The organism is Frondihabitans sp. PhB161, assembly GCF_003814635.1.
Classification (GTDB): Bacteria; Actinomycetota; Actinomycetes; order Actinomycetales; family Microbacteriaceae; genus Frondihabitans.
Genome location: NZ_RKQW01000003.1, coordinates 192794 through 217785 on the forward strand (window position 1 = coordinate 192794; position 24992 = coordinate 217785).

The following is a 24992-nucleotide window of genomic DNA, read 5'->3' on the forward strand; positions in this document are numbered from 1 at the left end:
GTGGAGTGACTCTGTCGAATCACACCGCGGTATAGGCGACGATGCCGCGCCGGACGGCGTCGAGCGCCTTCCGCGCCACCGGACCGACGGGCGGATCGGCGACGACCGACAACTGGTCGAGGAGGTCGATCGTCTGCTTGGTCCAGCGCACGAAGTCGCCGGCCGCGAGCTCGGCGTCGTCGAGGACAGTGTCGAGCGACGCTCCCCGAGCCCAGTGGTACATCGCCAGCGCGATACCCGGCGACGGCTGAAGGGTTCCCGGGAGCCGATGCGCCTGCTCGAGGTCGTCGAGCTCCGCCCAGATCGTCCGGGTTCGATCGAGTGCTGTGCGGAACTCTCCGGGCGGGAGGTAGCGGTCGCCGAGCATGCCCTCGTCGCGGCGGGGCTCATAGACGAGCGTCGCCGCCATGGCCGCCAGCTGCGGTGCGTCGAGCGAGTTCCAGGATCCTCGTCGGAGGCACTCGGCCACGAGAAGGTCTCGGTCGCCGTAGATGCGCCGCAGGGTTTTGCCGGGGGCGGCGACGTCGACCTCGGCCACGCGGGAGAGCCGCGACGAATCGGCGATTCTGTCGGCCGACCCCGCACTCGACTCCGCACCGCGAGGAACCAGGTAGCCGAGGTCGACCAGCACGTCGGTGACCCGGTCGAAGACCTTCGCGACCGCACCCGTTCGGCTGCGGATCTGCGCCGACAGCTGATCGGTCTGCTTCTTCAGCTTGTACCAGCGCTCGGCCCAGCGCGCATGCTGCTCGCGCTCCGGGCAGTTGTGGCAGACATGCTGCCGTAGCTGACGACGGAGGGCGGTGATCTTCTCCTGGCGGGAGTCGCGCTCCTTTCGACTCTGCACCTCAGAGCGGGATGCGCCCTGCTTCTCGAGTTCGGCGATGTCTTGACGCAGGGTCATGTACTCGCCGAAGTCGCCGAGATGGCACTCCATCGACTTGGCGTACCCGTCGAGCGACTGTTGCTGCGACCGCACCTTACGGGCCAGGTCGACCACGGCCCGGTCGGCCTGGAACTGGGCGAACGACGTCTCGAGCACTTCTCGCGTGCGGGATCGGCCGAACCGCTCGATCAGGTTGACCGCCATGTTGTAGGTCGGCCGGAAGCTGGAATTGAGTGGGTACGTGCGGCGCGAGGCGAGCGCTGCGACCGCCTGCGGATCGAGACCCTGCGCCCACTGGATGACGGAGTGCCCCTCGATGTCGATGCCACGGCGACCCGCGCGGCCGGTGAGCTGGGTGTACTCCCCCGGCGTGATCGGGACGCGCGACTCGCCGTTGTACTTCTCGAGCTTCTCGAGCACGACGCTTCGAGCAGGCATGTTGATGCCCAGCGCCAGGGTCTCGGTGGCGAAGACGACCTTGACGAGCTTCTTCTGGAAGAGCTCCTCAACGACCTCTTTGAAGGCGGGGAGCAGACCCGCATGGTGCGCCGCGACACCGCGCTCGAGACCCTCCACCCACTCGTAGTAGCCGAGGACGGCGAGGTCTTCGTCGCGAAGGGTGCGGCAGTGCTCGTCGACGATCTCGCGGATCTCATCGCGATCCGCGGCGGTCGTGAGCCGGATGCCGGAGCGGAGCACCTGCCGGACAGCCTGATCGCAGCCGACGCGGCTGAAGACGAAGAAGATGGCCGGCAGCAGGTTCTTTCCGTCGAGCAGCTCGACGATCTTCCAGCGATCCATCCGGCCGAAGTTCTGGGGCCCGGACGACTGGGGGCGCGAGTCTCGCTTGGGCTTGTAGCCGTGGGAGCCGGATCCTGGTCGGCCGTTTCTCGAGCCCGGCCTCGAACTGAGCGATGCCGCCCGCACCAGCTCGGGGTTGACCCGATTGGTCGCGGCCTTGCCGGTCGAGTCGAACAGGTCGAGATACTTGGAGCCGACCAGGACGTGCTGCTGAAGAGGAACGGGGCGCTCCTCGGAGACGATCACGTCGGTGTCGCCGCGGACCGTCTGGAGCCAGTCGCCGAACTCCTCGGCGTTCGAGACGGTCGCGCTGAGTGACACCATGCGGACGTCGAGCGGGAGGTGGATGATGACCTCCTCCCAGACAGCGCCGCGGAACCGGTCACCGAGGAAGTGCACCTCGTCGAGCACGACCCAGCGCAGGTCGGTCAGCAGATCGGAGCCGGCGTAGAGCATGTTGCGGAGCACCTCGGTCGTCATGACGACGATCCGCGCGCGGGAATTGACGTTGGTGTCACCGGTGAGCAGACCCACCTCGGACGCGCCGTATTCGGCGACGAGCTCCTGGTATTTCTGGTTGCTCAGCGCCTTCATCGGAGCCGTGTAGAAGACCTTGTCACGGGGGTGCTGCATCGCGAGGTGAATGGCGAACTCGGCGACGAGCGTCTTGCCAGCCCCCGTCGGAGCCGCGACGAGCACGCTGCGACCGGCCTCGACGACCTCGCAGGCAGCGATCTGGAACCCGTCGAGCGCGAAGCCCAGACGCTCGCGGAAACCCTGGAGCTGCGGGGTGCGAGTTCGGGCCCGGGAGGCCGCGAATCGCTCGGACGGAGACAGTTCGCTGCTGGTCACGTGGTCGATTCTGTCACGCGCCGCCTCCGAGCCCGTGCACGGGAGACCGCTGCCGAGAGGGGCCTGTGCCGGGAACTGCTAGGCCCCGGCGAGCTCAGCGTCGAGGGCCGCCACCCGTTTGGCGAGACGCCGATCGTGGAGGGTAGTGACGAGGCAGGCGATCAAGTAGAGCCCGACCATGGGGATGGCCAGCAGGATCATCGAGATGACGTCGGCGGAGGGGGTGACGATCGCGGTGAAAAGGGTGATGAGGATGATCGCCACGCGCCAGCTCTTGCGGATCGACGCCGCTGTCAGCACACCGATGAAGTTCAGCAGAACGAGGAAGACGGGAAGCACGAACGCGACGCCGATGGCGAGCACCAGCTTGAGCACGAAGTCGTAGTACGTCTTGGCGTCGATGATGCTGGAATCTTCGGAGGCGATGAACGAGGTCATCACTTGCACGATGTGCGGGAGCACGAAGAACCCGGCGCAACAACCGGCCAGAAAAAGTGGGATCGCGGCACCGAGAAAGCCGATCGCATAGAGCTTCTCTTTGCGAACCAGAGCCGGCACGATGAACGCCCAGATCTGGTAAAGCCACACCGGGCTCGAGATGATCACGCCAACGGTGATCGTGATGGTGAGTTTGAGGTCGAACGCACCAGTGACATTGGCAAAGTTCAGCGAAGCGAGACGACGACCGTTGCCGGAGATCTGCTCGACGGGTGAGCGGAGCACGTCGAGCACGTACGTCGAGAGGAACCAGCCGGCCACCGAGCACACGGCAATGGCCACCGCGGCGAAGAAGAGACGTTTGCGCAGCTCGAGGAAGTGCTGCCCAAGCGACATGCGACCCTCAGCCGGGCTCCGCTTCGCACCGCGAGAACGAGCCGTGCCACCGCCCTGAGCACCGCCCGGCACCGAGGTCGTGGCCACCGACTAGAGCTTCGGTTTGTCGGTTTTGAGCGGAGCCGCGTTGCCGGACGGTGCCGGCGTGGTGACGGTGGTGGTGGTGCTGCCGTCGGGGTTCACCGTGGTGTGTTGCACGGGTGCCGACGGAGTCGGCGCGACCGTTGTGGGTGCGGCGTTGGTCGGCGCCGTGGTGGCGGCGTCGGACGAACCGTCGTGGTTCGGCCCGATCTCGGTCTTGAAGATCTTCATCGACTGAGCGACGCTCTTCGCGAGGGCGGGGAGCTTCGGTGCTCCGAAGAGGAGGAGCAGGATCACCAGAATGATCAGAAGGTGGGGTAGGCCAAGAGCACCTGAGAACATCAGTCGCCTCCTAAGAAGTGTGCGGAAAGGCGATTCTAACGCGGACGCCCCGGAAAAGCGTCAGGGCTGGTCGTACCTGTGAGTGGCTCGGGTGGCCCAGTCGGCCACAGCCGCCCGTGCCGCGGCCGGTGCGACGACGACGGGCCCTCCGGGGAGCCCGGCGACAAGGCGAGCCAAGGATCCGAAATGGTTGACCCGCAGCGCAAGTCGCGTGCGCCCCTCGGGCCCGTCCTCGATCGTCTCGGGGGCGTAATCGTCGAGCAGCGTCGAGGCCGCGGCGTCGATCTCGATCTCGACCACGATGTCGTCGGGCGAGCCTTCGAACAGCGTGTCGGGAAGCGACACGTCGGCGGCGCGGAACGAGATGGGCTGGTCGCTGACAGCGGCATCGCTCACCCGGTCGAGGCGGAAAGTGCGGACGGCTTCGCGCAGGTGGTCGTAGCCCCGGAGGTACCAGTCGGCGTCGAGGGATTCGACTCGGAGCGGATCGACGCGTCGCCGCTCGATCTGCCCGCGGACTCCGGAGTAGTCGAATTCGAGCTGGACACCCTCGTCGACCGCGCGGCGGACGAGGGCGAGGAGCTGGTTCGTTTCGGAATTCTCGACGGCGACCTGGCTGGGGGCCCCGGAGGCTCCGCGCGCCAACTTCGACATCAGGGTGGCGATGGCCTGCCTGTCGGCGTTCTCGGGCAGGGACGAGAGATATTGCAGACCGGCGATGAGGGCGGCGGCCTCTCGCGCCGAGAAGCGAGGCGAGTCGTCGATAGCGACGAGGTTCGTGAGGACGATCACGTCGTTCTGCTCGAAGTCGTCCCAGGCGATGTCGAAGAGGTCGCCGTGCTGGTACTGGGTTGTCTCGCCCGGTATACCCGAGACTGCAATGAGCTCGACCGCGCGCCGGATCTGCGTGACGGGAACTCCGAAGTGGGTAGCAGCCTCGGCGACGCTGACGCTTCCGCGATCCATCAGGTAGGGAACGAGGGAGAGCAGGAAAGCGAGTTTGTCTTGCGCCTGGAGGGCGGGTGCGCGCTCAGCCACGGGATGCCTTTCGTGAATCGGCGTGCTGAGTCGCGAGTGCGCTGAGACGCTCGACGACGAGCTCGCGCACCCCCTCCGGCTCGACGACGCGCACCTCGGGCCCGAACGAGGCCAGCTCATCGGCGAGCAGGAAGCGATCCGACCAGTGGATGGTCAGGGTGCCGTCGTCACCTCGGGTCGTGCCGCGGCGCTTCAGCAGTCGGGTCTCTGCATCGGAGGCAGGTTCAACCTCGACGACGGCCGTCTGCGCCGACCACAGGTCTTCGAGGTCGGCGAGCGAGCGCTCGGCTGTCGCCTCCGGCGGGACCGTGACGTTCTCGTTCGTCACCGTGACTTCGCCGGTGATCCGGGAGAGGAGGAATGTTCGCCAACCGCCCGTCTCGGTCTCGATCGCCGAGCACATCCAGCGCCCCTGGAACTGGACGAGGGCATAGGGAACCACTCGCCGGGCCCGAGGCGCACTCTCGCCGGGCTTGAGGTAGTCGAACAGAACCACGGCCGACCGATCGAGGGCGGTGCGCAGCGGCTCGAACGCGGAGTCGCGCGAGCGAATTCTGGGGGCGTAGTCGAGTTCGGGGACCGGGGCCGCCCCACCGAGGCTGCGGAGCTTGAGGAGGGCACGACGGGACTCCCCCGAGAGGGTCCCCTCGCGCCAGACCATGGCGGCGAGGGTCAGCAGGGCCGTCTCTTCGGACGAGAAGGCGATGTCGGTGGGGAGCTCGTAGTCGCCGCGGAGAATTCGGTAGCGGAGGTTCTGGTTGTTGCCGCTCGAACCGAGTTCTTCGATGGTCTCGAGGGGAACGCCGAGCTCGCGGATGTCGTCTTTGTCTCGCTCGAACTGTCTCTCGAGGGCGAGGTTGTCACCCCGGCTCCATCGTTGCCGGTAGCCCTGGACGGTCGAGAGGATCTCGGTCTTGGTCAGACCCGTGTCGGTGGCGAGCAACGCCAGAACGAGACTGAACAGCCGCTCTTCAACCGGGACGCGTGGGGCGCGCCCAACGGGTCCGGCACTGGAGGAAGGAGTGGCTTTCTTCGGCACGAAAGGGATCTTAGGTCAGCCGAGGCGGATCGTCAGAGCGATCCCAGAAGGTCGAATACGTAGACGAGGGTCGAGGTGGAGCCGCTCTCGGCCGTCGGTGGGATGACGATCATGACCTGCGAGCCGACCCGCTGGCCGATCAGGGCTTTTCTCACGGTGCTGGGGATCTTGTCGGACGAGAGGTCGATCGTCGTCGCGGCGTCGCCGTTGACCCAGGTGGAGCCCTGAACGGTCGGCTCGGCCGCCCAGTCGACCGCGGTGAACTGCGCGACGGCGGTGGACTTCGCGGTGAGCTTCGCCCCGTTGCCCTTACGGACCAGCTGCACCTTCTCGGTCTTGGGAGCGGCGACGTCAGGGATGCTGATGCCAGGTGCGCCGTTGGCGGCGGTCACCACGGCCGGCATGTTGTTGACGCCGAACTGGAGGGCGCCGTCGGCCTTGGGAAGGAAGGCGCGGACGACGTCGATGACGGCGATGTAGGCCGGGCCCGACTTGTCGTCTTTCTTCGCCGTGGTCGAGCTGAGATCGCTGACCTTGACGGCGACGGCGATACGCGACCCGACCTGGGCGCACTCGAGAGCGTCGACGAGGGGGCCACCGGTGGTGGCACCGACGGTGACGGGGGCCGCGGCGGCGGCGTAGGCCTGGACCGCCTTGCCGGTCTCACCCGAATACACGGCGAACTTGATCAGCGCGGGAGTGCCGTCGGTGAGGGTCTGGCCGTCGCCCTGCACGAGTGTGGAGACCTGGGTGTGCCGCGTGTTGATCGGCGTGGGGATCGTGACTTTGGTCGGCGCTTCGCCGACCGACCCGCTCGCCGAGACCACGGACGAGGCGTCGCCCGAGGCGGGGGTCGTGCAGCCGGCCGAACCGGGGGCGGAGCTCGTGGAGCAAGCGGTCAGCGTCGCCAGAAGCCCGGCAACAACGATCAGCGCGGGGATCTTGCGCACGAATCCTCATTTCTTTACTGCACTTGAGAGAGCCGGCCCCTGAGGGCACGGCCCGTTCAGCCTATCGGGTGTTCGTGGGGGTCGAAGCCGCCGGTCACAGGCCCTTCGAGGGGCTGCGGCCGCGGCTCCGACCGCTCAGTCGCGACGGGTCACGACACCTTGCCGAGCAGGTCGACGACGAACACGAGCGTCGAGTTGGCGGGAATCGAATCGCCCTGCGCGGTGGCTCCGTAGCCGTCGGCCGGAGGCACGACCAGCAGCACCTGGCTGCCGATCTTCTTGCCGGCGAGACCCTTGACCCAGCCGTCGATGAGCTGACCCGAGGTCAGGCTCCCGACGAAGGGCTGACCCTTGGCCCACGACGAATCGAACACCTTGCCGTTCTTGTAGAGCACGCCGGTGTACTGCATCATCACCGAGTCGCCCTCCTTGACGGTGGCGCCCGATCCCTCGATGAGCGTGGTCGAGACGAGCTTGCTGGGAGCCTTCGTCTTCGGAACGGTGATCGTGGGGGCCCCGTCTTTGGCGAGGGTGACGGTGGGCTCGCCGGACACGGCCTTCTGCTTCTCGCCGGTCGCCCTTGAGGGGAACGCCTTCAGGATGTCGGCGACGAAGACGACGCTGTCTTTCGCGCCGATCTTGTAGTCGCTGATGCCCTGACCGTTCGTGGAGTCTTCGGGGCTGCCGGCGATCGCGACGCGGTCGCCGACGTGCGAGCACACGAAGCCCTCGCTGAGTGCGGCGAGGCTGGTGCCCGAGGCCGGCTTACCCGCGACCAGGTAGGTGCCGCCCTGCGTCGACGTGTAGGTCGAGGTGGCCTGCTTGCCCGTCGACCCGTTGTAGAGCGAGACCTGGAAAATGACCGGCTGGCCGCTCTTCACGAGGGCACCGTCGCCCTTGACCAGCGTCGTCTTCTCGGTGGTCTTCGTCGATAGACCCTTGTCGAAGGTGACCTTGGGGGCCTTGCCCACGTCGCCGGACGCCTTGATCGACTCGGAGACGCTGCCCGACGACGTGCCGCCCGAGCAGCTGGCGCTCGGCTCGGCGGAGGAGCAACCGGCGAGCGACAGGGAGACGAGAGCCCCCACGGCGGCAGCGGCGGCGAGTGTCTTGGTGATCTTCATCTGCACGGTCAGTCCTGTTCGGTTGTGGTGGACGGAGTCGGGAGGTCGGTGCCGGGCGCGGGAGCCTCGGATCCTTCGCTTGCGGGCCGGATCGCATCGGCGCCGGCGACGGCCTTGGCCGCGGCGTCCTGAGCCTGCCTCGCAGTCTTGCGAAGCTTCTTCGCGGTGGCCGAACGCTCGCCGAGAGCGCCCGGAGTCCAGAGCTCGACATCTTCTTCGGAGTAGTCGGACTTCGACGCGCGACGCTTCAGCTGCGGGAGGACGGCCCCCGGGGCGAGACGACGGGCCGTCAACAGGAAGCCGGTGTGCGCGATCATGCGGTGGTCGGGCCGAACGGCCAGGCCCTCGACGTGCCAGGACCGCACGAGCGTCTCGGAGGAGTCGGGTTCGGTGAAGCCGCCGAAGTGACGGAACGCCTCGGCCGTCCGGGAGAGCTGGGTGACGGTGGCCACGTAGCAGACCACCAGACCGCCGGGCTTGAGGGCCATCGCGACCGCCTCGACGTTCTCCCACGGGGCGAGCATGTCGAGCACGACGCGGTCGGCTGTTCCGGCCTCGACCACGCGGGGCAGCTCTTCTAGCAGATCGCCGACCGTGACCGACCAGTTGCTGGGCGTGGCGCCGACGAAGCTCGTGACGTTGCCCCGCGCGACGTCGGCGAATTCTTCGCGGCGCTCGAACGACGCGAGGCGACCCTCGGGGCCGATGGCGCGCAGCAGGGAGAGCGACAGGGCACCCGAGCCCACGCCCGCCTCGACGACGGTGGCTCCGGGGAAGATGTCGGCGAACGTGACGATCATCGCCGCGTCTTTCGGGTAGACGATCGCGGCGCCCCGGGGCATCGACATGACGAAGTCGGCGAGGAGCGGCCGGAGCGCGAGGTACTCATCGCCCGTCGTGCTGATGAGCACCGAGCCGTCGGGCAGGTCGACGACGTCGTCGTGTCGGATGATGCCGCGGTGCGTGTGGAATTCGCCGCCGGGGGTCAGCGTGATGGTGTGCATGCGGCCCTTGGGCCCGGTCAGCTGCACCTTGTCGCCCCAGAGGAACGGCCCGCTCTGCCGACGGAACTGGGCGTCCGCCTGCGAGGTGTCGGTCTGGTGGTCGGTCATGAGTCGCCTTCCGGGAGTGCGTCGAGCCCGCGGGCAGAGTGAAGGATCCGCGAGAGCTCGCTCAGCGAGACGTCACTCAGCGAGTGCCGGTGCGTGAACCCGCCGTCCTGCGGCAACGGCGCATGATGCTCGACTCCGATCGTCGCGGCGCCCGAGGCCATGGCCGCAGCCAGGCCGGTGGGGCTGTCTTCGATCGCGACGCAGTGCCGCGGGTCGACGCCGAGCTTCGCGGCCGCGGTGAGGTACGCCTCGGGGTGCGGCTTGCCGTGCTCGACCTCGTCACCGGCGACGACGAGGTCGAAGGCGGGGAAATCGATGATCTCGACGATCTCGACGGCCATCCGCCGGAACGACATGGTCACGAGAGCCGTCGGGATGCCGGCGTCGCGCAGCTCGCGGAGGAGCTCGCGCGCACCCGGACGCCACGGCACGTGGACGCGGACCCGTTCGAGCACGTCGTCCGTCATCCGGTCGATGATCTCTTGGGCCGTGAGGTCGACCCCGTGATCTTGGAGCACCTTGGCCGAGTGCCAGAGGCTCGAGCCGATCAGCGAGTCGCCGTCTTCCTGGCTCCAGACACCGTCGTGCTCGGCTACGAGAGCGACCTGTGACTCCTGCCAGTACGGCTCGGTGTCGACGAGCGTGCCGTCCATGTCCCACAGGACGGCGGCCGGGATGATCTCGGCGCGGAGGCGCTCTGCAGTCGAATCGGTCACGACAGGCGAGTCTAGAGCAGGGCGGTGACGCCGACGGGAGGTCCGGGACCGGGCCGCTGCTGCTAGCGGCTATCGTGGAGAGCTGACGCGGAGGGCCGAACGAGGGTCTCCGCAGTAAAGGAGTCCGGTGTCGCCATCGTCACGATTCGCTGAGGGTCGACTGCTCGTCGTCGCCTTCGAAGGCTGGAACGACGCCGGCGAAGCCGCCAGCAACGTCGCCAGGTCGCTCGTCGACACCCTCGAGATGACGACGCTCGCCGAGCTCGACGGTGAGGCGTACATCGACTACCAGTTCAATCGTCCGCAGGCCTCGCATGACGACGACGGCAGCGCCAGCCTCATCTGGCCGCGAATCCAGCTGCACGGCACGCCCCAGGTCGTCTCCCCCGTGATCGACATCTCCGGCGTCCTCGACACCGCCGACGGTCCTGCCGACGGAGGTCTCTTCGTGCTGCTCGGCGCCGAGCCCTCGCGCAGCTGGCGCAGCTTCGCAGCCGAGATCGTCGACCTGGTCGACGTGCACGACATCACAGGTGTGGTCTTTCTCGGCGCGATGCTCGCCGATGTGCCCCACACTCGGCCGATCTCGATCTTCGTCGGCAGCGAGAACGCCGACGTCCGTCAAGAGTTCGACGTCGAGCGCTCCACCTATGAGGGGCCCGTCGGCATCCTCTCCGTACTCGGGCACGCCCTCGAGGCGGCGTCGATCCCGACCCTGTCGATCTGGGCGTCCGTGCCGCACTACGTGCACAACGCCCCCTCCCCCAAGGCCTCCCTCGCGATCCTCGACAAGGTCGCCGAGATCACCGGTGTGGTCATCCCCCGAGACGAGCTCGTCGACGAGGCATCGGCCTGGGAATCCGGCATCGACGCGCTCGCAGCCGACGACGAAGACATGGCCGGCTACATCGAGCAGCTCGAACAGGCCCGCGACACGGTCGACTCCCCCGAGGCCAGCGGTGAGGCGATCGCGCAGGAGTTCGAGCAGTACCTCCGCAAGCGCGACGGCAAAAGCGGCGACGAGCCCTGGCGGCCGCCCGCGGTGTAACACCGCGGATCGATGGCGCGGTCGCCAGCGACCCGCCGCGAGGGCAGGCCTTACTTACGAGTCGAGCTGATCGGCCCGGTGGGTGCCGGCCGCGAAGACGAACTGCTCCACCTCGTGTCGCGAGCGAAGACGTATCACCTGCAGGTGCGGATGTGACCGCGCGAGCCGGGCACCGAGATCGCGGTATTTGCGGCGGGTGCGAACGGACCAGCGGATGATGTGCTCCGGGTCGGTGAGGATCGCGCTGAGGGGGCCCTCGATGTTGCCGTTCCAGAGCGGCTGCCGCCGGATCCTGCGCGCCAGAGTGCGACGAACCACCCGGGCGAAGACCAGCGGATAGGGCAGGTCGAGCCACACCAGCGTGTCGGCGCGCTCGGCCAGCAGTGCGCGAGCGGATTCGTACTGCCACTCGGTGATCCACCGCTCGCCGCTGGTGAACGCCTCGACGTCGGCGACGAATTCCTCGCGCGGTGTCCAGTTCGGGCCGTGGAAGAGGGCGTCCAGTTCGACGTAGTCGAGGCCGAGGATCCGGGCGAGGCGCCTCGCGAGAGTCGATTTGCCGGCCCCCGACACGCCTGCCACCAGCACTCGGCGTGGGCTCGTGGGGAGAGCGTCGAGGGGCCTGAGCGTCATGCCGAGAACCCGCTGTCAGGCCGAGACGCGGATGCCGAGAAGAGCATCGACAGCCTCCACGTCGATCGATGACGGCGCCTCGCCGGACGCCACCGCGCGTTCGACCGCCGCGATGGCACCGGGTGTGTCGAGGTCGTCGGCGAGGTGGCGGCGCAATTCGGTGAGGAGCGGTGTGACCTCGGTGCCATCGACGGCTCGCGCGGCCCACCGCTGCCACTCGGCGAGGCGTGCGACGGCCGTGAGAAGGGAGCCGTCGAACCACTCCCAGTCACTCCGGTAGTGGTGGTCGAGCAGTGCGAGCCGGATGGCACGGGCGTCGACTCCCGAGGCCACCAGCTGGGAGACCTTCACGAGGTTGCCGAGCGACTTCGACATCTTCTCGCCCTGATACGCGACCATGCCCGAGTGGGCGTAGTGCGAGGCGAACGTCTCACCGGTCAGTGCCGTGCCGTGGGCCGCGCTCATCTCGTGGTGCGGAAAAATGAGGTCGGAGCCGCCGCCGTTCACCGACACCGGCAGAGCCAGGTGGTCGAGGGCGATCACCGAGCACTCGATGTGCCAGCCGGGGCGTCCATCGCCGACGGCGCTCGGCCACGAGGGCTCGCCGTCGCGGGCGGAACGCCACAGCAGCGGGTCGAGGACGTTGTGCTTGCCGGGTCGCTCCGGGTCTCCCCCGCGCTCGGAGAAGAACCGCAGCATGTCGCCCGCGCCGAGACGGCTTTCGAGACCGAGATGCCACGCCGTCTCGGATCCTGCCCTGTCGACATCGAAGTAGACGTCGTCACCCGCGGTCGAATCGGGTGTGTCGACCCGGTAGGCGAAGCCGTCGGCGAGGAGCTTCGCGACGGCCTCGCCGATGGGCTCGATGACGTCGGTGACGGCCACGAAGTGGTCGGGCGGGCTCACACGGAGGTGCTCCATGTCGGAGCGGAACAGGTCGGTCTGCGAGGCCGCGAGCTCACGCCAGTCGACGCCGGTGGCTGTCGCGCGCTCGAGCAACGGGTCGTCGACGTCGGTCGTGTTCTGCGCGTAGACGACCTCGACGCCCGCATCGCGCCAGACCCGCCCGAGCGTGTCGAAAGCGAGGTACGTGTTGGCATGACCGAGGTGGGTGGCGTCGTACGGGGTGATCCCGCAGACGTAGAGGCGACCACCGTCGGTGACGTGCCGCCCGCCGGTGGCGGTGTCGAAGAGGTCGGGCGCGGATCCTTCGCCCGGAAGAACCGGGATGACCGGGGCGTTCCAGGAGCGCATCAGCCGATGACCCCGACGCCGAGGAGGATGAACAGGACGATGCCGAGCAGGATCCGATAGATCACGAAGGGCAGGAAGCTCCGCTTCGAGATGTAGTTCATGAAGAAGGCGATGACGACGAAGCCGACCACGAACGAGACCACGGTCGCCGCGATGGTGGCGGGCCAGGTGAACTCGTTGGTGGCCCCGCCCGAGAGGGCCTGGTAGACCTCGAACAGCCCGGAGCCGAAGACGGCGGGGATCGCGAGGAGGAACGAGAAGCGGGCGGCCGCCGGACGGGTGTAGCCGAGTGCGAGGCCAGCCGATGTCGTGGCGCCTGAGCGCGAGACACCCGGCACCAGCGCGAGCACCTGCGCGATGCCGATCGCGATGCCGTGGCCCCACTTCATGTCTTCGAAGCGCGCGAGCTTCTTCCCGAAGATGTCGGCGGCGGCCAAGACCAGGCCGAAGACAATGAGCACGGTCGCGAGCAACCAGAGCGACCGGAACTCGTTCGCGATGAACTTCTGGGTGAGCACCCCCACGATGACGATGGGGAACGTGCCGATGATCACCAGCCAACCCATCCGGACATCCTGGTCGCGCTTGTCGACCCGACCGAAGAGCGACCCGAACCACTTCGAGACGATGCGCGAGACGTCTTTCCAGAAGTAGATCAGCACCGCCAGCTCGGTGCCGAGCTGGATGATCGCGGTGAAAGCCGCGCCGGGGTCGAACTCCTCGGCGCCGTGCGGGAAGAACAGTGCGACGAGCCGGATGTGACCGCTCGACGAAATGGGGAGGAACTCCGTGAGGCCCTGGACGAGGCCGAGAAGGAGTGCCTGAAGAAGGTGTTCCACGTGAGGAAGGAGCCTCTCAGTAGCTGGCGAGAAGGTCGCGGAGCACGCGACTGCCAAAGGTTAGCGCCTCGAGCGGTACCCGCTCGTCGACGCCGTGGAACATGGCCGGGAAGTCCATCTCTTCGGGCAGGCGGAGCGGCGCGAAGCCGTAGCCCTTGATACCGAGCAGGCTGAGGGCCTTGTTGTCGGTGCCGCCGCTGAGCAGGTAGGGCAAGACGGGGGCTCCCGGATCGTGCCGCTCGAGCGTGGCCTTGATCGACTCGACGAGCGGGCCGGAGAACGGCGTCTCGAGACCGATGTCGGTGTGCATGGTCACGATCTCGATGTCGTCGCCGATGAGGGCGCGCACCTGGGCCAGGACGTCTTCCTCTTCGCCGGGCATGCAGCGGATGTCGACGAGCGCCTCGGCCGTGTCGGGCACGACGTTGTGCTTGTAGCCCGCCGTCAGCATGGTCGGGTTCGTCGTGACTCGAAGGCTGCCCTTGATGAAGCCCGACGCCGTGCCCGTCTTCAGCACCAGCTCGTCGGGGCTCACCCGCTCGGGATCGACACCGAGGATCCGAGACACCTCGCGCAGCAGCCCGGACGTCGTCTCGGTCAGTGCGACGGGCCATTCCTGACGCCCCAGGATCGCCACGGCCTCGGCGAGTCGGGTGACCGCATTGTTCGCGATCATCTGCGACCCGTGGCCCGCGGTGCCCCGAGCGATGAGCTTGATCCAGATCAGCGCCTTCTCGCCGGTCTGCAGCAGGTACGAGCGCTTGCCATCGATGTACGTCGAATAGCCGCCGACCTCGCTGATCGCCTCGCCCATGCCGTCGAAGAGCTCGGGGTGGTTCTTGACCAGGAAGTGCGACCCGAGCACTCCCCCGGCCTCCTCGTCAGCAAGGAATCCCAGCACGAGGTCGCGCGCCGGACGCTCGCCGGCACGCAGCAGGTCGCCGACAGCCGTCAGCATCATGGCGTCCATGTTCTTCATGTCGACCGCGCCGCGACCCCAGAGCATGCCGTCTTTGACGACGCCGCCGAACGGATCGACCGTCCAGTTCGCAGGATCCGCGGGAACGACATCGAGGTGACCGTGCACGACGAGCCCCGGCTTTGCCCGGTCGCGGCCCTCGACCCGCGCGATCACGCTGTGACGGCCGGGCTCGGATTCGAACGTCTCCGGCTTCAGGCCGAGGGCTTCGAGCTTCGCCGACACGTATTCGGCGGCATCGGCCTCGCCATTGGACTTCCCCCCTCCGTAGTTGGAGGTGTCGAAACGGATGAGGTCGCGCGCGATCTCAGCCGTCTCGTCGAGCTGGGTGGTGTCGACGTGTTCGGTCATGCCGCAACGCTACCCGGAGGCGCGTGTCAAAACCGCCGCTCAGATCGTGCTAATGTCTTCGAGGCGGTTACGCCGCAACACACCGGTCCGGGTGGCGGAAATGGCAGACGCGCTAGCTTGAGGTGCTAGTGCCCTTACGGGCGTGGGGGTTCAAGTCCCCCTTCGGACACCGAACAAAACGAAAAGACCTTGCCCTTACCGGGCAGGGTCTTTTTTGTTCGGGCGTATGGTCGGGCCATGGATTATGTGCGTCTCGGCAACAGCGGCCTCGAAGTCTCCGCGATCACCCTCGGAATGATGAGCTACGGCGATCCGGCCCGTGGCGGGCACTCCTGGAGTCTCCCCGAAGAGCAGAGCCGCCCCTTCATCATGCAGGCACTCGAGGCGGGCATCACCACCTTCGACACCGCCAACGTCTACAGCGACGGCTCGAGCGAAGAGATCACCGGGCGGGCGCTAGCCGATTTCGCCACGCGCGAGGAGGTCGTGATCGCGACCAAGGTGCACGGCCGAATGCGTCCCGGCCCCGGAGGGCAGGGCTTGTCGCGCGGATCGATCATGACCGAGGTCGACGCGTCGCTGAAGCGGCTCGGGACTGACTACATCGACCTCTACCAGATCCACCGCTACGACCCGAACACGCCCGTCGAAGAGACGATGGAGGCGCTACACGACGTCGTGAAGGCCGGTAAGGCCCGCTACATCGGCGCGTCGAGCATGTGGGCGTGGCAGTTCGCCACCATGCAGCACGCGGCCGACCTCGGCGGCTGGACGCGATTCGTCTCGATGCAGGATCAGTACAACCTGATCCAGCGCGAGGAGGAACGAGAGATGCTGCCCTACTGCCTGGACCAGGGGGTCGGCGTGCTGCCGTGGAGCCCTCTCGCCCGAGGCCGACTCACCCGCGACTTCGACGACACCACGACGCGCAGCGAGACGGACGCTTTCGGCAAGACTCTCTATCGCCAGCAGGAGGAGGCGGACCGCCGGGTGGCCGACGCCGTGAAGACGATCGCCGACGCCCGTGGTGTCTCGCGTGCGCAGGTGGCACTCGCCTGGGTCCGGCAGCAGGAGGCGGTGACGTCGCCGATCGTGGGGGCCACGAAGCCTCAGCACCTCGACGACGCGATCGCGTCCGTCGAGCTCCACCTCGACGACGACGAGCTCGTCGCGCTTCAGGGGCCCTACGTCCCCCGTGCGCCCGAAGGTTTCTGACCTCCCGCCCCCGGAGGGTGCATACTCGACCCACCAGGGCGGTGACGGAGCCGCCCGGCACGACGAACGGAGCCGCCCGTGATTGACGACAAGCACGACCACAACGAGGCCCAGGCCGCGCAGACCGGGGCTCAGCAGACGGACGCCGGAACAGATGCTCCCCTCAACGGTGGCGAGCACATCAAGGCTGGCTCGTACACGGGAACCCAGGAGGACGGCGTCGAGTACGACGGGGCTTTCACCGACAGCGAGATCCCCGAGGAAGCAACGAAGCCGGGCGAGACCAAGGCTGATCGTGCAGGCTTCGAGGGCAGCTACACCGAAAGCGACGGCGTCGAATAGCAACCACTGGTGACTCAGGAGTAGCGTCGTCATCATGACAACACGAATCGTTATTCTGGGTGGTGGTTCGGCGGGTCTTCAGACCGCTCTGGCTCTTCAAAAGAAGCGACCTCCCCAGAGCGCGAGCATCACGCTGATCGACCCGAGCCCCTACATGACCTATCAGCCGTTCCTGCCCGAAGTGGCGGGCGGGCACATCGATCCCAAAGATGTGACGGTTCCGTTACGCAAGACGCTTAAGCGCTCCAAATTCATTCAGGGGGCGATGTCGGGTATCGACACCGACTCCAAGAAGGTGACGGTCGACCTCGTCGACGGCCGCACCAGCGAGGTCGCCTACGACCACCTGGTCGTCGCCATCGGTGCGGTCACGCGGACGTTCCCGACGCCCGGACTGGCTGAGAACGCCGTCGGTTTCAAGAGCGTCGAGGAAGCGTCGTACGTGCGGGCGCGGATCCTCAGAAACATCGAGAAGGCGGCCGCGACCACTGACCCGGCGGAACGGGCCAAGCTCCTCACAGTCGTCTTCGTCGGTGGCGGCTACACGGGCGTCGAGGCGATGGGCGAACTGCTCGACACCGCGAATTCCGCGGTCGACCAGTACCCGGTTCTCTCCCGGCACGAGGTGCGCTTTGTGCTCGTCGAGGCCCTCGACCGTGTCGCTCCCGAGGTCGGCCCCGAGCTGTCCAAGTGGACCCTCGGTGCGCTCCGCGCCCGTGGCATCGACATCCGACTGAAGACCACGATGCCGTCGTGCGAGAACGGCGACTGCGTGCTGAGCGACGGCGAGACGGTCCCCGCCGGCACGATTGTGTGGACGGCAGGCGTCAAGCCGAACCCGGCGCTCGACAGCACCGACCTGCCCCGCGGGCCCAAGGGTCACGTCAACGCCAACGCCAAGCTCGAGGTCGTCACCGACGAGGGCAAGCGCATCGATGGTGTCTGGGCACTCGGCGACAACGCCCAGGTACCCGACCTGACTGCCGCGAAGCAGCCGGCCTACTACCCGCCGAACGCTCAGAACGCCGTCCGTCAGGCGGTGACGGTCGCCGAGAACATCCTCGCGTCGATGGCCGGAGAGCCTCTCGCCGAATACCGCCACGAGTCGGTCGGAACCGTTGCGAGCTACGGCATCGGAAAGGGTGCGGCTCTCATTCAGGGCGTGCACCTCAAGAACCTGTTCGCGTGGCTGGCCCACCGCGGGTACCACCTGCTCGCCATGCCGACCTTCACGCGCAAGTGGCGCATCCTGACCGGATGGGTCACCAACCTCGTCGGTGGTCGCGACGAGACCACCCTGGAGAACATGAACGACCCGCGAGCGAACTTCGTCGCTCTCGCGGGTGGGGTGAAGAAGTAGCGTTTCATCTCGCCGAATATCGGACCCCCGTCGCATTCGTGCGGCGGGGGCCCTTTCGTGTCCGAGGGGTGGCGCACGAGCGATCAGTGCGCTTCGCGCAGGTGAACGGGCCGTGAACGCCGAAAGCCGAGACTTCACCCCCTCTCGCCCGTTTGGGTGAGAACGGGGTACAGCACGTGCGGTCATTCGGGAGGACGCGCACAACCCGCGTCGAAGAGATAATCGACGCCCGTCGTCTAATTCACTCCTGTCGAACGGGACGAGGTGCCCGCATCCGCGTGCTGGTGGGCATCAGGTGTGCCTCATGCCGAACCAAACTGTTTCGTGCCTTGGCGTTGCGGCAACGCCCCCCGGAGGGGGGTCCGGTCCCCCGAAGGCATCACCCGTTGGCGAGGTGGCATCACCCGTTGGCGCGTACCTCATGCGGGGGGCATGCGGTCCCCCGAAATGGGGGCATGTGGAGCGAGCGGTCGATGGCCTACCGTCGGGATATACCCGCTGAGGCCATCGGCTGACAACTGGAACCCATCCGCTTGTCATTCCGTCCACGGTCCGCGCAGCTCCACCCGCATGAAACCCGAATAGCACCACACCCGATCACCGCTTGACCCGAACCCTTCCCGATCGTCGACGCGCACCGAACCTCGAGATCTCTCGTACCCGACGGGAGCTCGACGGATCGAAATCGCCGTCGTCACTCCGGTACTCCGACAGGAACCCGATCTCTTGTCGAAGTACCGGATTCATGCTGTGACCCGTACCCGAAATACGAGTCAGAGCTATTGCACCGCCTACCCGAACCCTGGATCCATGCTTACCCAGCCTCTTCTGCGTACGTTTTCGCGTACCCCCTTCCGTCCCGAATCGGAAGCGGCATCATGACCGGCATCAGCCGCGACGTCGGCGAACAACGCCGTCTGCCGTGGACTGCACCGGTCCGAAACCCGAGCGCAGGATGGACGGAAGCCAGAGATCGAGTAGGCGGTGCCACAACCGGCATCGGCTGGGCGCTGCGATACCGCCGTCGACTCCTCGCCAGCGACGCGCTCGTGATCCTCGCCAGCGTCGTCACCGCCGCCGTCGTCGAGACCATCCGAGACGGGGTCGACCAGACCTTTGCCGGCCTTGCTGCCGCCGACGCGAAACCCCTCGTCGAGTTCATCGGCTACCCCGTCGGCATCGGCCTCCTCTGGGCCCTCTGCCTGGCGTTCCAGCGCACCCGCGACCTCTCGGTCGTCGGAACCGGGGCAGCCGAGTACAAGCGCGTGCTCAACGCCACGATCCTCACCTTCGTGCTTATCGCGCTCGTCATCTCGATCACCGGCCATGAGTCGATGCGCGCCTACTTCTTCGTCGCCCTCCCCGGAGGCTCGGTCGGCCTCATCGCCTCGCGGTTCCTCCTGCGCAAGTGGCTGATCCGCCAGCGCCAGCTCGGCAACTACCTCTCTCGAGCCATCGTCGTCGGTGGCCGCAGCGACGTCCGCTACGTGATCGATCGAATCGACGAGAAGCCGGGCGCCCTCTACGACGTCGTCGGAGCCGTCGTCGAAGACGAGGACGGCAGCGCCGTTGCCGCCGGGTCGCGGGTCGTTCCGATCGTCGCGTCGCTCGACGACGTCTCGCGCGCCGTCTGGAAGATGAACGTCGAGAGCGTCATCGTTGCCGGCGACCCGCGTGCCGGCACCGACTACATCCGTGACCTCGGGTGGAGCCTCGAAGGCCGCGCCACCGAACTGGTGATCGCCTCTCGCCTGGCCAACATCGCCGGACCCCGCATCCATTTCCGTCCCGTCGAGGGGCTCCCGCTGATGCACGTCGAGCTGCCCCAGTTCGACGGCCCGAAGCATGTCATGAAGCGTGCGACGGACGTCATTCTTGCCGGATTCGCGTCGCTTCTCTTGCTTCCCCTCATGCTGGTGATCGCCCTGGTGATCAAGAGCGAAGGATCCGGCCCGGTGCTCTTCAGGCAGGAACGAGTGGGGCGCGACGGACGCCGCTTCACCATGCTCAAGTTCCGCACGATGGTCGTCGACGCCGAAGCTCGTCTCGCGGCTCTCGCCGAGCAATCGGAGGGGAACGGCGTGCTCTTCAAGATGCGAGACGACCCCCGCGTCACGAGGGTGGGCCGGATCCTTCGGAAGTACTCCCTCGACGAGATCCCGCAGCTCTTCAACATCATCGGCGGCAGCATGAGCATCGTCGGGCCGCGACCCCCGCTTCCCCGCGAGGTCGACGGCTACACCGACCACGTGCACCGCCGTCTCTACATCAAGCCCGGCCTCACCGGCATGTGGCAGGTGAACGGACGCAGCGACCTCAGCTGGGAGGAGAGCGTTCGGCTCGATCTGTACTACGTCGAGAACTGGTCGATGACCGTCGACTTCGTGCTGATGTGGCGCACCGTGAAAGTGATTCTGCGGCCGAACGGGGCGTACTGATGACTCCCGACGAAACCGTGAACGAGACGGCCTCCGCCCTGCCCGGCGATGCGGGCGCGGCACGCCGCAGCGGGCGTCGCGGGCGGGTCCTCGTCGTGCACTCGTCTGACGAGCTGTACGGATCGGACCGCATCGTGCTCGAAGTGGTCGCGGAACTCGTGGCCGCCGACGAGCTCGACGTCACCGTGTGGCTACCGAGCGACGTCGCGCCGGGCCCCCTCGGCCCGATGCTCCGCGAGCTCGGAGCCCGGGTCGAGCGGCACCCGCTGCCCATCCTGCGGCGGATGAAACTGAGCCCGGGCGGATTCCTCCGCCTCGGGCGCGACGCGGTGCGCACTCTGGCGAGGCTCCGTGGCCGTCACTTCGATCTCGTCTACTGCGCTACCAGCGCATGTTTGCCCGTCGCACCTCTCGCACGCCTCACTGGCGTCCGTCGAGTGGTCGGGCATCTCCAAGAACCATGGAGTGCGAAGGACCGGGTAGGTCTTCGTCCCCTGGCGAGTGCGTGCACGGCCCTCGTGGCTGTGTCGCACTCGGTCCTCGGCGCGTCGGGTCTCGCCGAGGACCCGCGGGCGGTGGTGGTTCACAATGGTGTTCCCCATCGCTCGCGTGAGCTTCCGACGGCTCCCCCGGAGCACCGTCGACCGCACTACGTCATCGCGAGCCGCTGGAACCCGCACAAGGGCCACGGCACGCTCCTGCGAGCGTGGGACGCCGCTGGTTGCCCCGGCGAGCTGGTGATTCTCGGTGCTGTCCCCGCGGTGGGGCTCGGCATCGACGTCGCGGCCCTGGTCAAGAAGCACGTCTCTCGACCCGAGACGGTTCTCGTCGTGGGCGAGGTCGACGACGCGACCCCGTATCTGCAGGCCGCCGACGCCGTCGTGCTTCCGACCGACACCCTCGAGGGTTTCGGACTGGTCACCGTGGAGGCCTTCAGCGAAGGGCGCCCCGTCATCGCCAGCCGGTCCGGAGGACCCGAGGAGGTCATCGACGACGGCGTCACCGGTTGGCTGTTCGACCGCGAGGACGTCGACGGCCTGGCATCGCTCTTCCGCGACCTCGACGTCGCCACCCTCGGCGCAGCTGGCCGCCGAGCCGAAGCGGCCTACCACCGCGACTTCACGCCCGCCCGCATGCGTTCCCGCATCGCGGCGGTCGTCGACGGCGAGCTGGGCCGCCCCACCCGCATCACCACCGAATTGGCGGAGGCCTCATGACTACGACTGCTGTCCGCGAGACGTACGCCGACTCCCTCGCCCGCCTCGCCGGGGCCCAGAAGGGGTCGAGCGGCGCCCCCGCCTACTCGCGCTTCATCAACCGCCGTCTGGGTCGCTACCTCGCGGCCGCGGCCTATCAGCTGGGTATGACGCCGAACCAGGTGACCGCCGTGAGCGCCCTGTTCACGTTCGCCGGTATCGCGGTGATCGCCTTCGTCCCCACCTCGATCGTCGTGGGCATCGTCGTGATGCTGCTTCTCGTGATCGGTTACGCACTCGACTCCGCCGACGGGCAGCTGGCCCGCCTTCGCGGTGGTGGCAGCCCGGCCGGCGAATGGCTCGACCATGTGATCGATGCCACCAAGATCGGCGTTCTCCACCTGGCCGTCTTCGGAAACTGGCTGCGCGAGCCCGAGGGGCGCCACGCGGTGCTCGGCGTGCCGCTCGCCTACGCTGCCATCGCGGCGGTCGCGTTCTTCGCGATCGTCCTGACCGACCAGCTGCGACGCGCCGAGCACATCCGCACCGGGATCCCGACGCGCGGCAGTCGCTCGACGAGCACGCTCTACTCGCTGGCCGTCGTGCCGACCGACTACGGCCTCATGTGCCTGTCGTTCGTCCTCCTGGCGTGGCCTCTCGGATTCACCGTCGTGTACATCGCCTTCTTCGCCGCGAACACCCTGTACCTCGCACTCGCCCTGCCCAAGTGGTTCCGCGAGCTCAAGGGGCTCGGCGAGCTTCCCGACCGGTCGGTCGCTCCGTGACGCGCCGCGTAGCCCTTGCCGACGCCGTCGCTCAGCTCGGCCGACGGTGGATCCTCGTCGCCGCATCGGCGCTGCTCGCTCTCGTCGCGGGCGTGGCCCTCGTCGAGGCGCTCGACGGACGCGACGACCGGGGACTGACGCCCATCGGCGCCCTCGTCATCCTCTTCGCGTTCCTCCTCGCCGGTGGAGCGCTCGGCCTCGCGGCAGGCATCGTCCTGACGCGACTTGAACCCCGTGTCACGACGGCCGACGATGTTCGTCGTGTCACGGGCCTTCCCGTTGTGGCGCAACTCCCGCGGGGTGTCGTCGACGCTGACGACCTCGCGATCCGTCCGACGTCGAGCCGCATGCGATCGGCGCTTCGCGAAGCCGTCATGAACGTCCGGTCGCTCGCTGGCGGCGAGTTGCCGTCGCGACTCGTGCTGGCCCGCGCCGATGATGTCGGCGAAGTCTCCGGGGTGGACGGCGGCTACGCGCGTGCCCTGCTGGAGAGCGGATTCCGCCCGGCGCTCGTTCAGGCCGACATCGAGTCACAGCTTCTCGCTCGACCGTCCACCGTCCGAGACACGGTACTCGACGCGGCCGCCTACCCCGACGCCGCGGGCTACCAGCGCGTACCGGTGCCGGATCTCGTCGCCTCGGCCCGCCCCGAGCGCCTCCTCGGCCAGGTCGAGAGCCTCTTCGGATCTCTCGGCGAGCGGTACGACGCGGTCGTCACGCTCGTTGCCAGCAATTCGCACCCGTTGCCGCTCCGAGCGGTTGCACCGCTCGCGGACGCCATCGTGATCGTCGTCCGGTCGAACCGGACCACCGTCGAGGATCTCCTGGCGATGCACGGCGAACTCGTCGGGATGGGGGTCGAACCCCTCGGTGTGCTCATGACGAGCGTCGCGGGCCGCCACCGGATCGCCGTCCGGCGAGACTGGGCGGCGACGGACATCCGCGAGGCACGTGCGGGCAGGGGTCCGGTACTGCAGGCGGGCTCCGCGGATCCTGATCTCGATCTGGTCAGCGCTCCCCCGCGTTCGCGACTCTCCATTGCCGACCTTGCACGTCTCGCCGAAGAGCGAGAGGCATTCGCTGCTGTTTCTGAACCCTCGCGCACCGTGCGCGACTCTCTTCGAAAGGACCGCTCGTGACCCTGAAACGACGCGTCGGCTACGCGGCCGGTGCCTACGACCTGTTCCACATCGGCCACCTCAACCTGCTTCGTCATGCCAAGACCCAGTGCGATTATCTGATCGCCGGTGTCGTCGCCGACGAGATGCTCGAACTCAACAAAGGCATCTCGCCCATGGTGCCGCTCGCCGAGCGCCTCGAGATCGTCAGCCACATCGACTTCGTCGACCTCGCCCACGCCGAGGTCGTCCCCGACAAGATGGACGTCTGGCGCGAGCTGCAGTTCGACGTCTTCTTCAAGGGCGACGACTGGCGCGGCACCGAGAAGGGGCTGAAGCTCGAGCGCGAGTTCGCCGAGGTCGGAGTCGAGGTCGTGTACTTCCCGTACACGATGTCGACGTCGTCGACCATTCTTCGTCGGGCCGTGTCGGCACTGGACGAGGGCTCGATCGCGCGATAGCGGTTTCGGTTTCTCTTGGGCTTGGGCTTGGGCTTGGTCTTGGTCTTGGTCTCCTCCGCTCGGTCCGGGCCGAGGATCCGACGGGGCTGTGGATAACGCCGGCGAGCGTTGCGGCATTTGCATGATGCTCTTCGCATGACAACGACCACTTCAACTACCGCCCCGTCCACCACCTGCCCCTGCCCGCCCTCGACCGAGGTGCTCGACTCGCATCGCGAGCTCCGCACTCGGGCCGACCTCGACGAGCGCATCCGGCAACTCATCCCCTGCGCGACGCAGCGTCAGCTCTGGCTCCTGCTCCTCGACGGCGATGACGTGCAGATGCCGGTCATGGTGCCGATCGGCGATCTCCCCCTCTGGGGCGGGCCCGACACCACGGGCGGTGCCGACGGTGAAGGTCTCGTCGAGCTCCTCCGCTCGATCCGCGACGAGTTCCACGCGGTGTCGTACGTCTTCGTGCTCGAACGGCCTGGCGCAGCCGTGCTCGACCGCGACGATGTCTCGTGGCTCGAACACCTGCTCACCTGCGGCGATCGCACCGGATTCACAGTGCGGGCCGCCTACGTCTGCCACGAGTCCGGCCACGCGGGCTTCGAGGCGGCCGACATCGACACGCTCGTTCCTGGCGCCGAGCTTCCCCGCTACGAGACGCGGTGCGTGACCTGTCCGGTGTTGGCGACGGCCGAGGAGGCGAGGGCCGAGATCGCGCGGGAGGAGAAGAGTCGCGGCGAGCCTGTGCCGGGCGGTGTGCCGGTGGGTGCGTCGGCTAGTGCGTCGATGGGTGCGTCGGCTCGTGCGTCGGCGTGAGCTGTGGAGTCCGACACGTTGGGTGCGGGTGGGGTGTTCTCACACGGGCTAAGTCGTTTCGCCTCTTGCACTGAGGGGCTGAGCTGCTGCCGCTACGAGTCGGAACCGTCGAGATGGCGCCACCACGCCGTCTCGGCGTGGGCGGCCGAGGTGTAGACGCCGAGGTTTTCTTGCTCGCTTTCGGTGAGCGACCAACTCGTCAGCCGGTAGCCGGAGGCGAACCTCTCCACGAGGGCTTCGGGTGGCGCATCGTCGTGGGCGCGGACGAGCCAGCTTCCGGGGCCGCTTTCGTCGAGCACGCGTCGATTTTAGCTGGTGCCGGGTGCCGGGTGGCGGCCTAGGCGGTGGGTGTGGGTCGTCGGTCTTTGCCGTCTGCTGGCTACTCGCGGCC

Annotated in this window: 24 protein-coding genes and 1 tRNA gene; 11 read left to right on the forward strand and 14 right to left on the reverse strand. The window is 67.5% G+C overall.

Annotation, left to right across the window (positions count from 1 at the left end):
- Positions 1-19: 19 nt before the first annotated feature.
- The 9 genes from EDF39_RS12910 to EDF39_RS12950 all read right to left on the reverse strand — a co-directional run bounded on the left by EDF39_RS12910 (position 20) and on the right by EDF39_RS12950 (position 9775).
- Positions 20-2539 carry an RNA helicase gene (locus EDF39_RS12910; RefSeq protein ID WP_123943745.1) on the reverse strand — a complete coding sequence of 840 codons (2520 nt, stop codon included), beginning with the start codon at positions 2537-2539 and terminating at the stop codon, positions 20-22.
- Between the two features lie 78 nt (positions 2540-2617).
- Positions 2618-3373 carry a twin-arginine translocase subunit TatC gene (tatC, locus tag EDF39_RS12915; protein ID WP_123944216.1) on the reverse strand — a complete coding sequence of 252 codons (756 nt, stop codon included), beginning with the start codon at positions 3371-3373 and terminating at the stop codon, positions 2618-2620.
- A gap of 90 nt (positions 3374-3463) precedes the next feature.
- Complete coding sequence (locus EDF39_RS12920) at positions 3464-3796, reverse strand: twin-arginine translocase TatA/TatE family subunit (RefSeq protein WP_123943747.1); 333 nt, start codon at positions 3794-3796, stop codon at positions 3464-3466.
- Between the two features lie 60 nt (positions 3797-3856).
- Positions 3857-4834, reverse strand: a complete 978-nt coding sequence (locus EDF39_RS12925; RefSeq protein ID WP_123943749.1) for a YafY family protein — start codon at positions 4832-4834, stop codon at positions 3857-3859.
- On the reverse strand, positions 4827-5873 hold the full coding sequence (locus EDF39_RS12930) for a YafY family protein (RefSeq protein ID WP_123943751.1): 1047 nt from the start codon (positions 5871-5873) through the stop codon (positions 4827-4829). Before EDF39_RS12930 ends, EDF39_RS12925 begins: the two co-directional genes overlap by 8 nt.
- Positions 5874-5905: 32 nt before the next feature.
- Positions 5906-6823, reverse strand: a complete 918-nt coding sequence (locus EDF39_RS12935; protein ID WP_123943753.1) for an FKBP-type peptidyl-prolyl cis-trans isomerase — start codon at positions 6821-6823, stop codon at positions 5906-5908.
- A gap of 149 nt (positions 6824-6972) precedes the next feature.
- Positions 6973-7947, reverse strand: a complete 975-nt coding sequence (locus EDF39_RS12940; protein ID WP_123943755.1) for an FKBP-type peptidyl-prolyl cis-trans isomerase — start codon at positions 7945-7947, stop codon at positions 6973-6975.
- A gap of 8 nt (positions 7948-7955) precedes the next feature.
- On the reverse strand, positions 7956-9059 hold the full coding sequence (locus EDF39_RS12945; protein ID WP_123943757.1) for a tRNA (adenine-N1)-methyltransferase: 1104 nt from the start codon (positions 9057-9059) through the stop codon (positions 7956-7958).
- Positions 9056-9775 carry an HAD family phosphatase gene (locus EDF39_RS12950; protein WP_255410128.1) on the reverse strand — a complete coding sequence of 240 codons (720 nt, stop codon included), beginning with the start codon at positions 9773-9775 and terminating at the stop codon, positions 9056-9058. Before EDF39_RS12950 ends, EDF39_RS12945 begins: the two co-directional genes overlap by 4 nt.
- A 127-nt stretch (positions 9776-9902) precedes the next feature.
- Here EDF39_RS12950 and EDF39_RS12955 point away from each other — a divergent pair, with 127 nt between their 5' ends.
- Entirely contained in the window at positions 9903-10823 is a 921-nt protein-coding gene (locus EDF39_RS12955) for a proteasome assembly chaperone family protein (protein WP_123943759.1), read from the forward strand.
- Between the two features lie 54 nt (positions 10824-10877).
- Here EDF39_RS12955 and EDF39_RS12960 read toward each other — a convergent pair whose 3' ends face one another.
- Genes EDF39_RS12960 through EDF39_RS12975 form a run of 4 tightly spaced genes read right to left on the reverse strand, consistent with a single transcriptional unit; the run spans position 10878 to position 14879 of the window.
- Complete coding sequence (locus EDF39_RS12960; protein ID WP_123943761.1) at positions 10878-11456, reverse strand: AAA family ATPase; 579 nt, start codon at positions 11454-11456, stop codon at positions 10878-10880.
- Between the two features lie 15 nt (positions 11457-11471).
- Complete coding sequence (gene mshC, locus EDF39_RS12965; protein ID WP_123943763.1) at positions 11472-12710, reverse strand: cysteine--1-D-myo-inosityl 2-amino-2-deoxy-alpha-D-glucopyranoside ligase; 1239 nt, start codon at positions 12708-12710, stop codon at positions 11472-11474.
- Positions 12710-13549, reverse strand: coding sequence for an undecaprenyl-diphosphate phosphatase (locus EDF39_RS12970; RefSeq protein ID WP_055957644.1), 840 nt, complete (start codon positions 13547-13549; stop codon positions 12710-12712). Before EDF39_RS12970 ends, mshC begins: the two co-directional genes overlap by 1 nt.
- A gap of 16 nt (positions 13550-13565) precedes the next feature.
- Positions 13566-14879 carry a M20/M25/M40 family metallo-hydrolase gene (locus tag EDF39_RS12975; RefSeq protein ID WP_055957647.1) on the reverse strand — a complete coding sequence of 438 codons (1314 nt, stop codon included), beginning with the start codon at positions 14877-14879 and terminating at the stop codon, positions 13566-13568.
- Positions 14880-14964: 85 nt separating this feature from the next.
- Between EDF39_RS12975 and EDF39_RS12980 the strand changes: the two genes are divergently transcribed.
- From EDF39_RS12980 to EDF39_RS13025, 10 genes are all read left to right on the forward strand, one after another.
- A tRNA-Leu gene (locus EDF39_RS12980) sits at positions 14965-15048 on the forward strand.
- A 68-nt stretch (positions 15049-15116) separates the two neighbouring features.
- Positions 15117-16094 carry an aldo/keto reductase gene (locus EDF39_RS12985; RefSeq protein ID WP_123943765.1) on the forward strand — a complete coding sequence of 326 codons (978 nt, stop codon included), beginning with the start codon at positions 15117-15119 and terminating at the stop codon, positions 16092-16094.
- A 78-nt stretch (positions 16095-16172) separates the two neighbouring features.
- Positions 16173-16436 (forward strand): hypothetical protein, encoded by a 264-nt coding sequence (locus tag EDF39_RS12990; RefSeq protein WP_123943767.1) that lies wholly within the window; start codon positions 16173-16175, stop codon positions 16434-16436.
- A 34-nt stretch (positions 16437-16470) separates the two neighbouring features.
- On the forward strand, positions 16471-17796 hold the full coding sequence (locus EDF39_RS12995) for an NAD(P)/FAD-dependent oxidoreductase (protein ID WP_123943769.1): 1326 nt from the start codon (positions 16471-16473) through the stop codon (positions 17794-17796).
- Between the two features lie 878 nt (positions 17797-18674).
- A complete protein-coding gene (locus EDF39_RS13000) occupies positions 18675-20234 on the forward strand; it encodes a sugar transferase (protein ID WP_084815857.1) in 1560 nt (519 codons plus the stop codon).
- Positions 20234-21451: a glycosyltransferase gene (locus EDF39_RS13005; RefSeq protein ID WP_055957658.1), complete on the forward strand. Its 1218-nt coding sequence runs from the start codon at positions 20234-20236 to the stop codon at positions 21449-21451. The genes EDF39_RS13000 and EDF39_RS13005 overlap by 1 nt, the downstream gene beginning before the upstream one ends.
- A complete protein-coding gene (locus EDF39_RS13010) occupies positions 21448-22215 on the forward strand; it encodes a CDP-alcohol phosphatidyltransferase family protein (RefSeq protein ID WP_123943771.1) in 768 nt (255 codons plus the stop codon). The genes EDF39_RS13005 and EDF39_RS13010 overlap by 4 nt, the downstream gene beginning before the upstream one ends.
- The gene (locus tag EDF39_RS13015) at positions 22212-23354 is read left to right on the forward strand and encodes an archaellin/type IV pilin N-terminal domain-containing protein (protein ID WP_123943773.1); all 1143 of its coding nucleotides are present in this window, start codon (positions 22212-22214) and stop codon (positions 23352-23354) included. Before EDF39_RS13010 ends, EDF39_RS13015 begins: the two co-directional genes overlap by 4 nt.
- A 2-nt stretch (positions 23355-23356) precedes the next feature.
- Positions 23357-23794: an adenylyltransferase/cytidyltransferase family protein gene (locus tag EDF39_RS13020; protein WP_123944220.1), complete on the forward strand. Its 438-nt coding sequence runs from the start codon at positions 23357-23359 to the stop codon at positions 23792-23794.
- A gap of 135 nt (positions 23795-23929) precedes the next feature.
- Positions 23930-24601, forward strand: a complete 672-nt coding sequence (locus EDF39_RS13025; protein WP_123943775.1) for a hypothetical protein — start codon at positions 23930-23932, stop codon at positions 24599-24601.
- Between the two features lie 92 nt (positions 24602-24693).
- On the opposite strand, the gene EDF39_RS13030 is transcribed toward EDF39_RS13025, so the two are convergent.
- The gene (locus EDF39_RS13030; RefSeq protein ID WP_055957671.1) at positions 24694-24900 is read right to left on the reverse strand and encodes a hypothetical protein; all 207 of its coding nucleotides are present in this window, start codon (positions 24898-24900) and stop codon (positions 24694-24696) included.
- Between the last annotated feature and the right edge of the window lie 92 nt (positions 24901-24992).

Bases quoted from the DNA above. Each gene is read 5' to 3' on its own strand.
- tatC (WP_123944216.1), bottom strand. From the start codon at position 3,373: ATGTCGCTTGGGCAGCACTTCCTCGAGCTGCGCAAACGTCTCTTCTTC.
- EDF39_RS12920 (WP_123943747.1), bottom strand. From the start codon at position 3,796: ATGTTCTCAGGTGCTCTTGGCCTACCCCACCTTCTGATCATTCTGGTG.
- EDF39_RS12940 (WP_123943755.1), bottom strand. From the start codon at position 7,947: ATGAAGATCACCAAGACACTCGCCGCCGCTGCCGCCGTGGGGGCTCTC.
- EDF39_RS12945 (WP_123943757.1), bottom strand. From the start codon at position 9,059: ATGACCGACCACCAGACCGACACCTCGCAGGCGGACGCCCAGTTCCGT.
- EDF39_RS12960 (WP_123943761.1), bottom strand. From the start codon at position 11,456: ATGACGCTCAGGCCCCTCGACGCTCTCCCCACGAGCCCACGCCGAGTG.
- mshC (WP_123943763.1), bottom strand. From the start codon at position 12,710: ATGCGCTCCTGGAACGCCCCGGTCATCCCGGTTCTTCCGGGCGAAGGA.
- EDF39_RS12975 (WP_055957647.1), bottom strand. From the start codon at position 14,879: ATGACCGAACACGTCGACACCACCCAGCTCGACGAGACGGCTGAGATC.
- EDF39_RS12985 (WP_123943765.1), top strand. From the start codon at position 15,117: ATGGATTATGTGCGTCTCGGCAACAGCGGCCTCGAAGTCTCCGCGATC.
- EDF39_RS12995 (WP_123943769.1), top strand. From the start codon at position 16,471: ATGACAACACGAATCGTTATTCTGGGTGGTGGTTCGGCGGGTCTTCAG.
- EDF39_RS13000 (WP_084815857.1), top strand. From the start codon at position 18,675: ATGACCGGCATCAGCCGCGACGTCGGCGAACAACGCCGTCTGCCGTGG.
- EDF39_RS13005 (WP_055957658.1), top strand. From the start codon at position 20,234: ATGACTCCCGACGAAACCGTGAACGAGACGGCCTCCGCCCTGCCCGGC.
- EDF39_RS13010 (WP_123943771.1), top strand. From the start codon at position 21,448: ATGACTACGACTGCTGTCCGCGAGACGTACGCCGACTCCCTCGCCCGC.
- EDF39_RS13025 (WP_123943775.1), top strand. From the start codon at position 23,930: ATGACAACGACCACTTCAACTACCGCCCCGTCCACCACCTGCCCCTGC.